Annotated in this window: 8 protein-coding genes; 6 read left to right on the forward strand and 2 right to left on the reverse strand. The window is 44.7% G+C overall.

Translation table 11 applies throughout. From position 1 onward, the window contains the following. Window positions 1-380: 380 nt before the first annotated feature. Window positions 381-1,820 carry an NHL repeat-containing protein gene (locus ONB37_05630; protein MDZ7399629.1) on the reverse strand — a complete coding sequence of 480 codons (1,440 nt, stop codon included), beginning with the start codon at window positions 1,818-1,820 and terminating at the stop codon, window positions 381-383. Then, the gene (uvrC, locus tag ONB37_05635; GenBank protein MDZ7399630.1) at window positions 1,787-3,619 is read right to left on the reverse strand and encodes an excinuclease ABC subunit UvrC; all 1,833 of its coding nucleotides are present in this window, start codon (window positions 3,617-3,619) and stop codon (window positions 1,787-1,789) included. The genes ONB37_05630 and uvrC overlap by 34 nt, the downstream gene beginning before the upstream one ends. A 553-nt stretch (window positions 3,620-4,172) precedes the next feature. Here uvrC and ONB37_05640 point away from each other — a divergent pair. The 6 genes from ONB37_05640 to ONB37_05665 all read left to right on the forward strand — a co-directional run bounded on the left by ONB37_05640 (window position 4,173) and on the right by ONB37_05665 (window position 13,009). Then, a complete protein-coding gene (locus ONB37_05640; GenBank protein ID MDZ7399631.1) occupies window positions 4,173-5,399 on the forward strand; it encodes a M28 family peptidase in 1,227 nt (408 codons plus the stop codon). A 359-nt stretch (window positions 5,400-5,758) separates the two neighbouring features. Beyond that, window positions 5,759-7,093 (forward strand): T9SS type A sorting domain-containing protein, encoded by a 1,335-nt coding sequence (locus ONB37_05645; protein ID MDZ7399632.1) that lies wholly within the window; start codon window positions 5,759-5,761, stop codon window positions 7,091-7,093. A gap of 463 nt (window positions 7,094-7,556) precedes the next feature. After that, the gene (locus ONB37_05650; GenBank protein ID MDZ7399633.1) at window positions 7,557-9,260 is read left to right on the forward strand and encodes a T9SS type A sorting domain-containing protein; all 1,704 of its coding nucleotides are present in this window, start codon (window positions 7,557-7,559) and stop codon (window positions 9,258-9,260) included. A gap of 645 nt (window positions 9,261-9,905) precedes the next feature. Next, window positions 9,906-10,868: a T9SS type A sorting domain-containing protein gene (locus tag ONB37_05655; protein ID MDZ7399634.1), complete on the forward strand. Its 963-nt coding sequence runs from the start codon at window positions 9,906-9,908 to the stop codon at window positions 10,866-10,868. Window positions 10,869-11,242: 374 nt separating this feature from the next. Further along, window positions 11,243-12,025, forward strand: coding sequence for a sugar transferase (locus tag ONB37_05660; protein MDZ7399635.1), 783 nt, complete (start codon window positions 11,243-11,245; stop codon window positions 12,023-12,025). 330 nt (window positions 12,026-12,355) lie between these two features. Beyond that, entirely contained in the window at window positions 12,356-13,009 is a 654-nt protein-coding gene (locus ONB37_05665) for a polysaccharide export protein (protein ID MDZ7399636.1), read from the forward strand. Window positions 13,010-13,137 lie beyond the last annotated feature (128 nt).

Raw genomic sequence — 13,137 nt, forward strand, 5'->3', positions numbered from 1 at the left:
CCATAGTTCTCATGAGAATTTTTCCGTGGAATCAAATACGATCCTCTTAGCATGGAGTTAAATTATCGCCAATAATCTATCAATTTTTTTCTAACAGTCAAGCGAAATTTTTTCTTTTCTGAAATAGATCACAATAGAATTCTAAACTATCCAATTGTTCATACGACCGAGCAAATTCATACTGAATAATCGATACAATTTTGTCAATAGTTGACCCTACTGCCCTGGCAATTTAGATTTATATCCACGTAATCATATTCAGATATTGTGAAATATATCCCAGAGCATTTCTTTAAGCCAAGCGAACTTCTCAAGTTAAGAGACAGCTTTGCAAGATTCACGGTTGCGTGGGATGATCGGTTAAATGTCGCGCGATGCGATTATCGGGCAAACTCACCGGTGATGGTCTTGGAAAAATAATGATAGGATGAATAAGTGGGCTCGATCCTATATTTCACTGAATAATGACCGGGAGGAATCGATTTCGTTGGCTGATATAATGGGGATGGCTGATAACCTTCTTTTTCAAACACGGAATCGGGTACAGCCCACACATGGCCAGCCCAATAATCACTTTGCCAACCAGAAAAATGAAATTGTCTTATGAACAATCGTGTCACCAACAGTTTCCGCTCATCCAAAATATCTACAGTGACGAACGAGGGTTCGGTAAGAAAATATTTAAATTCAATCAGCTCTTGGGCTGGATGGGTGATCACCTGGAAATCGAAACAATCCGTGCCGATCCAATAATACTGCGCACCCCATTTCTCAGCGACAAATACCTGCCCAAACCGGCGATAGATCGTAATACCGCGCGGCTCGATGAACTGCTTATCGTCGCTGCCGTAGCTGCCATAGCTGGTCAAATAGTTGAGACGATGATCGAATTTGTGAATGCAATGATTGCGAGTATCTGTTGCATAGATATTATTGTAATAGTCCAGAGCCAGATAAGCCAGTTGAGCATTGGGATAGCCAAATTCGCGTGTCGAAACAGCTCGGATGAATTTGCCCTGAAGCGTGAATATCTGAATTCGCGAATGATTAAGATCGATGATCACGACCAGTTCTTCATGAAAATAGTTCCACAGCTCATTTTTATCGACCAAAGCGATAGCCGTAGGTTGATGGAGCTGACCAGGTGCTTGGCCTTTTTTGCCCCAAGAACCGAGGTATTCAAGTTCGGAAGAGAAAATTTGCACGCGATGGTTTCCAGTATCGACAACAAATACGGTACCTTTGGAGTCGACCGCGACGTCATGGGGCTCGGTGAAGTAAGCTGGTCCGGTTCCCAATTGTCCCACGCTTTTGTCAAATTTCAGCTCATGACCTGGATTAAAAAACTTTACCACACGATGATGCCCGGTATCGGCGACATACACCTCACCCAGATCATTAGCAGCAATACCACGCGGCCGATGCAATCGCCTCTCGCCAGTTTCATCCAGACCGTAGATTCCGATCGATTTCATCGAGGTATTGTAGATGATACAGTCCTGGCCTGAATTAACGCCGTATACCGTCACTTCATCGTCGTCACTGGTCCTGGTGGTGTCCTCCCAGGCTTTTAATCGCACCACTGCCAGCCCCTGTGGGTCCATAAATTTGGCTCTGTTTTGCGTAAACAAAAACAGATGAAACCGCGTCGCTTTGCGAATGCCGTACGTGTGCAAGAAACTGGGAAACACCAAGGTAGTCGGATCCTTGGGATTCGACCGTTTGTTTGGGGTGTTGCTCGGACTAGCCATCCCAATGGCGCAAGCGATCGAGAATGTCCAAAAGATTATGATGTGGGTTCGGGGTGAAAGTGTTGCCATATTCTCTCTGCTAAGGTTGCTGGAATGCCTTTGACCTGCTTGATCTCATCCAAAGAGGCGGCCATAAGATTTTTCAATGAGCCGAAATGGGTGATCAGCCGCTTTCGGCGCATGGCGCCAATTCCGGGAATGCTGTCCAACTCGGATCTCACAGCCCGCTTGCTGCGCAATTTTCGATGATAGGTGATGGCAAAACGATGGGCTTCGTCGCGGATCTGCTGCAACAATCGTAGCCCAGAAGAAGTTTTTGGAATATTCTGGGGCTCTGATGCACCTGGCACGAACACTTCATTCAACCGTTTGGCCAAGGCAATCACTGGTTGCTCGGTCAGATTGAGGTGAGCTAATGCCTCCAGTGCGGCCGATAGCTGGCCTTTTCCTCCGTCCACCAATATTAGATCGGGGAGCGGCTCTTGTTGTTCTAATACTCGGCGATAGCGCCGTTGGATGGCCTCTGCCATCATGGCAAAATCATCGGGCGTGGCTTTGCTGCGGATCTTGAAGCGACGATAATCGGATTTACGCGGCTGGCCATTGACGAAGGTGACCAATGAAGCGGTGGCATCGGTGCCATGAATATTTGAAATATCGAATGCCTCAATCCGAAGCGGCGGTTTGTCAAGCCTGAGATCGCGTTGCAACGCCTTCACTGCATGGGGGACATAATCTTTATCTTTCAATTTCTGAAGCTTCAGCTCTTCCAACAGTAGTTTGGCATTCTGTTCTGCCATCTTCAACAACTTGGCCTTCTCGCCCCGCTGCGGAAAGAGCAATTGTACAGTTGAGCCAGATTTTTCGGAAAGCCACTGGGCAATCTGGGCACGATCTTCCAATTGAATCGGCAGATAGATCTCATTCGGGACAAAATCCGCATGCATATAAAAGCGGATCACCAGATGGCTCATCACTCGATCCAGCGTCTCCCCTTCCACTCCGTCAAGATAAAAGTGCTGCCGACCAATCACGCGACCTTGGCGGACCTTAAACATGACCGCACAGGCGTCATTGTCTTCGGCATAAATTGCAAACAGATCGCGATCAATCGGTTCCGGAGTGATCACCTTTTGCTTATACTGAAAATCCTTAATCGCATTAATTTGATCGCGCACTCGCGCCGCTTTTTCAAATTGCAGCGACTCCGCATAGCGGTTCATCTGCTGGGTCAATTGCTCAACCACAATTCGATCCCGACCATTGATGAAATCGATGATATTTTTGACGATTTGCCCGTAATCCTCCTGGCTGATGAATCCCTCACAAGGCCCCATACATTTTTTTATGTGATAATTTAGACAGACCTTGAACTTCCCAGCCCGGATCGTTTCATCGGTCAAATTGAGATTGCAACTTCGAATTGGGAAGATCCGCTTGATCGTTTTCAACAACTCGCGCATCGAACGGACATCGGTGTAAGGCCCGAAGTATTTGGAACCGTCGTTGACGATCCTGCGCGTGGGAAAAATGCGCGGATATGGCTCGTTGGTCACTCGGATGTAGGGGAAACTTTTATCGTCCTTTAAATTGACATTATAGCGCGGCTTGTACTCTTTGATCAAATTAGCTTCTAAAATCAGCGCTTCGATCTCCGAATCTGTCACAATAGTTTCTACATCATGGATTTTCGACCGCAGGCGCTGTAGCTTCGGATCGTCGATCTTGCCGCTTTGAAAATAGGACCTCACCCGATTCCGCAGCACCAATGCCTTGCCCACATAGATCACTTTTTTATTTTTATCTTTGAACAGATAAACGCCTGGCAACCGCGGCAAATTTTCAAGTTTTTCTTCTAACGCTGTCATATCTCATCGGTTTCGGTTTATAAACCTTCTTAGCTATTCATTTTTTCTCTCATTGATATTTCTACAACAAAAACTCCTATTACCTAAATTCATCACGAATTACTGATCACTGATTACTGATTACTGATTACTGATCACTGATCACTGATCACAGATTAGTGATAACGGACCGTTGGCCCATTTCCAATCCGAGTTATTTTAAACTTTTTCCTCTGAAAAATCAAGCGAAATTTTGAGAACTGGATTGATCCAAAAAATTCATGAAAAAATTCTTGATTCTGGTCTAAATTTTTTTTATTATGAAACCAGTTTTTGAGGAAGCGCATAAAATTTGGAACGAGTCCTTTATGTCCCGTTTCACAACTCATGTTGTTCTGAAATGCGGTGATCGGTAAAGCGAACCAAAGGCCACCCCTCAGTAAAAACTTTTGATGAAAAATTGAAGTGATCAACCTATACAAAGCACCAAGTGGATTGTAACGGCATAAGCGTCAGCGAACAAAAACGATCTGAGTAAAACACAATGCAATTATTGCATCGCGCAAGGAGGGATATGAGGATCAAACGGATTATCGGCGAACTTTGCATTTTGAAACATCGAGCTTCGGCTTCTGCAAACGAGCGTAAGGCTGCTGAACATATCTATCAAATCATGCGAAACATCGGTTTGGTCGCCACCATTGATGAATTTAAATCGCAACAACGAATGACTTGGGAATTGGCGACGATCATGTTTCTTTTCATCGCAGAAGTGGTTCTTTATTTTTTTGTGCCAATAGGCTCAGTAGCTGTCGGTGTGGTTGCTTCAATCTTATTTTGGGGATATTTCACCAATCAATTTAAACCTCTGGCACCGCTGTTCCGTCATGCACAATCATGCAATGTCGTTGGTCATCTTAACAATCCTCATGCCTCCTACAAAGTTATTTTCACGGCGCATCATGACACCGCCCGATCCGGTCCGTTATGGAACCCAAAAACCGTCGCTAACTTTCGGCTCAATTTTCTCATCGGTACATCTGTTCTTGTCCTGCTTCAAATTTTCGTCCTCTTAAAATTGCTCTCCATCAATGGGCCAATTTTAAAACTGCTGGTCATTCTTTCTGGCATTTATGTTTTGGGCAATATTGTGGTATTGCTGGTCGCTGGGTTGCGAGGTGAGCTGGTTCAGGGCGCCTCGGACAATGCCTCGGGAGTAGCTGTGATGCTGGATATCGCCGCCCGATTAAAAGAACAATCTTTTCCTGCTATTGAATTCTGGTTTGTAGCAACCGGAAGCGAAGAGGTAGGTGCGGTAGGCATGGCGCACTTTATGAGAAGTTATGCCGCAGAGCTCTCGAAAGAAAGCTGCTATTTCATCAATTTCGACAATCTTGGGGCAGGAACGCCGCATTATTTTCTTGGCGAGGGGATGTTAAATTTCTATCGATTTTCCCCCGATTTGATCGCCGCTGCCGAACAGGCTGCACAGCTCAAACAATTTATGAGAATCACACCAGCCAAATATCGACTTGCCTACACGGATGCAATTGTTCCTGCGAGTCGCGGCTATCACGCCATTTTAATTCTGGCGCTTGATGATCGGGAGCTGATCCCGAATTGGCATTGGCCCAGCGACACGGTCAATAACATTGATCTAACGACACCGCAAATTGCTGCGGATTTTGCAATGGAAATGGTCAAAAAGCTCCATGACATGCTCCAATCCAGGATCCAAAAGCGACAAGCTGAACTAGCACAGATTAGAAAAGAACTAGCTGACAATTCGGAGAATCTTTAGTAAAAGTGGTCAGTGATAATAAAAAAAAAAATCAGTAATCAGTGATCAGAAATCAGTGATGAGTGATCAGTGATCAGTAATCAGTTATCATTGAGCAGTAAGTGGTGATTATCAATTGGATATCACTGGGAAAGATGTTGAGGTTACATTTTGACCGCGGAAGCATTGCCCAAACGCTTAATAATTTATTTCTGAAATCTTCTTAGAAAACTGCGATTCTTTGAATTTCTACTCCTTTTTTCCGCAAAAACCCCATGATGATTGTATGGTATAAGCGAAACGTGTTAACCATGTTTTGCATACCGATTTTCATCCTTCCTAAGACTGATAAAAAATAACTCTGTGCGCGGGGGGGCGTTATGAGCACAATATTCCGTTTTTTGCCTGCAGTATTTCTACTGCTTAGTATTGTAATTCTATTCAGTGGAACTGTTCAAGCCCAACTATTATTCGAAGAAAATTTCGATTATCCAGAAGGCGATAAGCTAACCGATCATGGCTGGGTCGCCCACAGCGGGGCAGGCACTAACCCCATCACGGTTGCTTCGCCTGGACTCACTTACACTAACTATCCATCAATTATTGGCAATGCAGCACTTCTGGATAATACCGGTGAAGATGTGAATCGCAATTTTTTGGAACAAAATAGCGGTGTATTTTATGTTTCATTTCTCGTCAATATCGCAAATATGCCGAGGGCGGATTATTTTCTTCACCTGGGTCCGACCAATTTGGGATCTAATTACTTTGCAAAGGTCTGGTCAAAAAAGGATGAGTCTGGGAATATCGAATTTTCTCTTACGAAAAAAAGCAATACGCCAGTTGAGTACACAGATAATAACTACAGTCTTAATACTACTTATCTCTTGGTAATAAAATATGAATTCGTCTCGGGCAGCACCAATGACTTGCTAAGCCTTTTCGTGTTTGCTGACCCGAACCTGCCAATAAGCGAGCCATCAGTGCCCACACTCGGCCCAATCAATGAGAGTTCACAGAGCGATCCATCGAATCTTGGCACAATTGCCTTGCGACAATTTAATGAAGATCAAAATATAATTATTGATGGAATCCGCATAGGCCTGTCATGGCGCGATGCTCCAGTGCCAGTGGAGCTCACCAATTTCGCAGCAACGGTGATTAATCAACAAGTTCGTCTAACCTGGACCACCGCTACGGAAACCGAAAACCTGGGGTTTCATTTGTTCCGCAGCCTCGAACCAGAGAAGGATTATCAACAAATCACCCACGAATTGATCAAAGGCAGCGGCAGCTCGGCGCAGGCACACTCCTATTCGTTCATCGATCGCAACGTACAGCCCAGCCAAACCTACTACTACAAGCTGGCCGATGTGGATTATTCGGGCAACATGCGCTTCCATGGCCCGATTTCGGTGACGGTCGATGCGAAGCCGTCTGGTTATTCCTTGAGCCAGAACTATCCCAATCCGTTCAATCCCGAAACGGCCATTAATTTCTCATTGAAGGAAGCGGGCAAGGTGACTCTAAAAATCTATAACCTGCAAGGCCAACTGGTGCGCACGCTGGTAGATGAAGAGAAATTGGCTGGTAGCTATTCGGTGATGTGGAATGGGACCGCGGACAATGGCGCAAAATTGGCCAGCGGGATTTATTATTACACGCTGAAGGTCAATGGTTTTGAGGCATCAAAGAAATTAGCACTGATAAAATGATTTGAATTCGGGGAGAAAAAATATTTGACCTTTTCTTCAGCTTCAAAATTCGTGGAAGAGCACTAAAATTCAAAACCGCGATCCCCAAAAAGGGTTTCTTGAAACAATTTTCTGTTTCAATTGCTCATGGTCCTGAATTGCATTGAGGAGTCCTTTCATACATCAAACGCTACAAAAAAAATCGAGCTGGAATTTATTCTCAATACGGACTAATCGGAAAGGAGGTGATTACGAGCTCTTTGGAAACCGTGTTGATTTCATCATTAATTAACTGATTCCCTGAATTTATAAAATGCCAATAAAATGCGCTAAAGGCTTTTTGTGTTTGAGAACCAGGGAAAGCTTTAGTAATTGAGAAGCAATTCCATGGTCTTTCGGCCCGCTTCGCTGACCAATTTTAAATCGCATTTTGCATTTTATGATTTCGGGTATTCACTCATCTAAAATTGAAGGGGGCAAAATCATGCACAAAATCACAACACAATCGATTCTGGCTTTAATGGCATTGCTTTTGATTACATCAAGCTGGGCAGGACAGAATGCAAATCGGCCCAGCGATCCAGTAGCTCCATTCGGTGAATCGATGGGCAACTACGGAATGCACAACTTGGTGCTTCAAGGGTTTATTCATCTGAGCAAACCTCAGGACGCTTCAGAGGCGCTTCAGAAAGGAGCCGATCGCTTGGCTGAGACGCAAAACACCGATGGTGGCTGGGGTTGGCCCCTTACGGGATCGAGCGCTCCGAATATTGTCGGTCCCACGGCGATGGGATTAGCTCAGGCTTATTTTAATACCCACGATCCAGACCACCGCGACGCGTTAGAAGATGCGGGTGCTTTTCTATTGACAAAAACCAACAACTTCTCTCCGTGCGATGGATATTTAGCCAAAGCATTGGACGATATTTTTGGTGGCACCACTTACACGAATCATTTGATGACCTATTTTTATGGGCCATTGGCGGATAGCACATATGATAAAAATGGGGCTGGCACGCTTTATAACACAGCTAGCTATGTGCAGCTTATTCGTGATAGCCGCGCTAGCCAGGGTATCGCTAATTTGGCGGCCTGGGACATTGGTATGGGACTCGTAGCCGCAGCTTCAGTTGGAGCGAGTACCTCAGAGTGGATCGCTGGTACTAAAGCGGAGATTAACGAATTAGATGGCGATCAGTACTATGATGTGATTGGTTTGGCTGGCGCCGTTTATGGATTAGCATTCGTCAATGAGGATTTTGATCCCACCTCTGGCGAACATGCAGCCGCTAGCAGCTTGGCTGATCTGGCAGCGATTTTGGCTAGTTATCAAATCAGTGGTGGCGGCTTTACGTGGAATTCGAACTATGTCAGTTCTGGTAACGAAACGATTCAGGAGACCGCATACGCTATTCTGGCATTGAATGAATTCAATCGTTCTACCTATCTCACCAATATTCAGGGAGCGACAAATTATCTTATTAGCGTTCAGTTATCTACTGGTGGGTGGGAGAATTATGTCGGAGATCCTGATGGTGAAAATAACGAAGTCACTGGAGAAGCGCTTTGGGCCATCTGCGCTGGTCAGAATTGGCTCATCCCAGTCGAACTGACTTCATTTTCGGCTCAGGTGATCAATGGTCAAGTCGTCCTCTCGTGGACCACTGCCACCGAAACCGAGAATCTCGGTTTCCATATCTTCCGCAGCAGCACCATGACTGAAGGATTTCAACGGATCAATCCCGACTTGATCCAAGGAACAGGCAATTCCGATCGTTCACAACATTATTCGTTCACGGATAAGAATGTCCAGCCTGGCGAAACTTATTACTACAAGCTGGCTGATGTGGACTATTCGGGCAACATGCGTTTCCATGGGCCAATCTCAGTGACGGTCGAGGCAAAACCATCGGGCTATTCCTTGAGCCAGAACTATCCCAATCCGTTCAATCCAGAAACGGCCATCAATTTCTCACTCAAAGAACCAGGTCGGGTTGAGCTAAAAATTTACAATTTGCAAGGTCAGCTCATCCGCACTCTTTTGGATGAAGATCGACTGGCAGGCAATTATTCGCTCATCTGGAACGGCACTAATGACCACGGCGTACTGGTCGCCAGCGGCACCTATTTGTGCACCATGCAGGTCAATGGTTTTGAAGCAACGAAGAAATTGACCTTCATGAAGTAACGAATAGCCGTATAAAGGTGATTTATTAGCATATGGTGATCGGCCATCCTAGGCTGGCCGATTACCATCTTTTTAATTTTTTATCGAATATCCTGACAATTGTCCATTTCATTTTAAGAAAGGATTTCATCGGAGATGTGCAGCCATGTTCGGAGCCATCAGTTGTTTTGAGAATGGCAGGGGGCATGCCGCACATTGTTTTATTCCAATCAGGCACCAGACGCCAAGCGAAAATGGGCCAAGGTCGATAATGCCTTGCTGAAGTCTCTGTTCTTTGATTAAAGAACAGGCTTTTATGAAAAAATCTTTTGCGCTGATCTAAGTTTAGACTGCAAATTTTATCAAACGAATCCGACATGGAATGCAGATGAAGGGAAATCTGATCCAGTTCCTTTGCTTCATAATCCTGTGATGACCTGGCAAACGAAGCATTGGTTCGAACGGGAATGACCACTGCCATTGCAAAAAAATTGTCATTACTTAGTTCCTGCTGCAACATGTCGAATTCAATTCGGTTGGGTCATTCCTGCGCATGCAGGAATCCAGATAGATCTGCGATGTGATTGGTTGAAAACGGGTAATAGAGGCGAAGGTATTATGAAAGCCAGAATAGCCTTCGCAACATATTTTTTTAGGGGGAACTGTATGAGATCATCGATTCTTTTCTTGACAATCTTATCGCTATTTTGCATTACCCATTCTTTCTGTTTAGCTGGAGGCGCATCATGTCCGTGCGGTACTAACATAGCGAAATTCGAATGGGATGAAAAGACGTTAACGTGGGTGCCAGAATACAATGATGGGGTAACAATTACAGGTTGGACCACCAAGCCAGGCGAGCCAAATGAACCAATGTCCGTGAACTGGATTTCGAACAAATGGACCATCGCGGCAGTGCTGATCAAACATGGCAGCACAACTACGACTCAATCTTTCAATCCCGCGGTGATGGAAGGAACCAGTTCTTCACCGGATAAGCACGCGGTTTCCAACTTGATTTTCTGTGGAGAAAGCCATACGCCTATTGAATTGACCAGCTTTTCGGCGCACTGGGACGGCAATTCGATTCAGCTCTCCTGGCAAACTGCAACCGAAACAGAAAATCTCGGCTTTCATCTGTTTCGCAGCAGTGCGGAAAACGGGCTATATGAGCAAATCACTTCTCAATTTATTCCCGGAGTTGGAAATTCTGATCAATCCCATAGCTACTCCTATGTCGATCGCCAGGTAGCGCTCGGCAGTGTTTATTATTACAAATTGGCCGATGTCGACTTTGCTGGAAATTTGGATTTTCATGGGCCCATTTCGGTGACCACAACTTTGGCTCCGTCAAAATATCAGTTGGAACCTGCAAGGCCGAATCCCTTCAATCCGGAGACCGTAATCGCTTTCTCGATTCAAGAGCCGGGCCAAGTGAGCCTGAAAATCTATAATTTGCAAGGAGTGTTAGTTCGCACATTGCTCGACGAAACGCGGCCAGCGGGGAGGTATTCCCTGTTATGGAATGGCACCGATGACTCTACCAATCGGGTTAGCAGTGGAACTTACATCGTTCAGTTTAAAGTGAACGACTTTAAACAAAGCGTTAAATTGGTTTTGATCCGATAAAGCATCTTGAGGAATGAGGTAAACGACCTGTTCATCTATTAGCGGGTCAATCCGTTCTTTTTTCATTTGATGCTCTCGGTCAAAATATTTTAATGAAAAAGCGCTTTTGCCTACTGTTTTCGGCAAAAAAATGGGTTAGAGGGAGATTTTGCACCTCATAACCTTCTCATTGAACAAGTTTAAGAATCATCATCAAAGGTGCATGAAATCTCCCTCTTTTCTCAAAACAGCGGGGCACGAAGGCTAAGTTCAAAATTGAATCTCAGTCAACCCATATCCGAAATCAATTATGATTTTGAAAACATGTAATGATCAATTTTGCTAGCGGTGAATAGGAATCGAATAGAAAACGATTGACATTAGAAAGGTAAAAAATGCTACAGGGGGAGAAATCTGGAGAAATCCTCGCTCCAGATATTAAATTTTGGCATGATTCAATCAGGCAAAGTCAGATTAGAGTCGAGCCCATCGAGGTATGTGATTCTAAACTGACCGCATTGAGATCAACTGCTCAATCCAAGAGGCGGCTGGCATTAAAATATTATCCAATTCTGAAACGCAGCATTGATATCACTTTTTCATTGTTGGGAACGATAATGGCCTTTCCACTGATGGTGTTGATTGCCATAGCAATCAAGCTTGATTCACCAGGACCTGTGCTATTTCGACAAACCCGCATTGGCAAAAATCGACGCTATCATAGTAATGGTCATCTCAGGGAACGCCGGAACTTCGATCTAAAAGGGAAACCTTTTATTATTTACAAATTTCGAACTATGCGGATAGAAGCAAATCCTTACGCTGTCTCGCCAGGTGATGATAATGATCCTCGGCTGACCCGCGTGGGCAAAATCATTCGTCGCCTCTGCCTAGACGAATTACCTCAGCTATTCAATGTGCTTAAAGGTGAAATGAGCCTGGTCGGACCACGACCAGAAATGCCCTTTATTGTCCAGAGATACAACCCGATCGAAGCGGTTCGCTTGCAGACAAAACCTGGGATCACCGGGCTGTGGCAGCTTCATGGCTCGAGGAAAAAGCATATTCATGAAAATCTACATTACGACCTCAATTATATCCAAAATTGCTGCCTCTGGCTAGATCTCAAAATCTTATTACAAACGGTCGTATTTATATTGAGAACAAAAAATGTTTAAGGTCAATTTCGAACTATCGAGAGGTTTTGAGCTTCATTAAACAAAGAATAAATTTCAATCTCTTTTTTCTGCAACATGGGGGTTAAGTAGCTATTTATGGAATCAGAAGGGTAAAATATTCGAGAAATCGTCCCAGATTAGGTGTACCAATTCATTTAATAAATTATTAACTGGCATTGATAATCATGTGATTTAGTGTTTTTCATTACGGAGATGATGAACGATTTGAAGACCCATTCAATCCAGGTGTATGGACGACGCATAAATCATTTTTTTCTTTTGTTGCTATCCTGCTTCATGATCCATTGCGCGATTCGGCCTCGAAGTCAAGTGCGACCAGACTTGGCACGGCCAAAGATCACTGAACCAACCACAGCAAAGTCCGATACAGTTGCGGCCGAATACCGTCTCGGCTTTGGCGATGTCATCGAGGTGAAATTCTTCAACAATAACCAATTCAACGAGACATTAACTGTTCGACCAGACGGGAGAATCTCGATGCAAAAAATCGGCGATATTGTGGTAGCTGGCATGACGCCCACTGAACTGAGCCAGTATATCACCCGAGCCTACTCGCGAATTATCAAAGATCCAGAGGTGACTGTCATCGTCCGCAACTTTGGCGGCTATCAAGTCTATGTGCTGGGTGAAGTCAAATCTCCCGGCGCTTTTCCGCTACAACGCAATTTGACGGTTTTGCAGTCGCTTGCCCTTGCTGGCGGCCAAAAGGAGTCCGCCACACTGAAAAGCATTTTGCTTATTCGACGCAGACCAGACGGCTCTACCGATGCCCGTCGTATTGATTTGAGCAACACCGCGCCCGGCATGATTCAAAAAAACGACATCCCTCTTGAAGCACAGGACATTATCTATGTGCCCAAAACCTTTATCGCCAATATCAACACATTTCTGGATCAAGCCTTTTCTGGGCTCATTCCGCCCTTAGACATCTATCTGCGGGCCGTTTGGTGGAATCGGTGGTGATTCTTTTGACCTTTAGAAAAAATCGTTCACATTATTATCTCGATCGATTCTGATCCTAATCTGCGTGCTGTACAACGATGAATTGATAAACGGTCGCCTCTCGCCTCTGAGGATACAGAATTCTTTTC

The organism is candidate division KSB1 bacterium (assembly GCA_034506395.1).
GTDB lineage: Bacteria > Zhuqueibacterota > Zhuqueibacteria > Thermofontimicrobiales > Thermofontimicrobiaceae > Thermofontimicrobium.

Bases quoted from the DNA above. Each gene is read 5' to 3' on its own strand.
- ONB37_05660 (MDZ7399635.1), top strand. From the start codon at position 11,243: ATGCTACAGGGGGAGAAATCTGGAGAAATCCTCGCTCCAGATATTAAA.
- ONB37_05655 (MDZ7399634.1), top strand. From the start codon at position 9,906: ATGAGATCATCGATTCTTTTCTTGACAATCTTATCGCTATTTTGCATT.
- uvrC (MDZ7399630.1), bottom strand. From the start codon at position 3,619: ATGACAGCGTTAGAAGAAAAACTTGAAAATTTGCCGCGGTTGCCAGGC.
- ONB37_05640 (MDZ7399631.1), top strand. From the start codon at position 4,173: ATGAGGATCAAACGGATTATCGGCGAACTTTGCATTTTGAAACATCGA.
- ONB37_05630 (MDZ7399629.1), bottom strand. From the start codon at position 1,820: ATGGCAACACTTTCACCCCGAACCCACATCATAATCTTTTGGACATTC.
- ONB37_05645 (MDZ7399632.1), top strand. From the start codon at position 5,759: ATGAGCACAATATTCCGTTTTTTGCCTGCAGTATTTCTACTGCTTAGT.
- ONB37_05650 (MDZ7399633.1), top strand. From the start codon at position 7,557: ATGCACAAAATCACAACACAATCGATTCTGGCTTTAATGGCATTGCTT.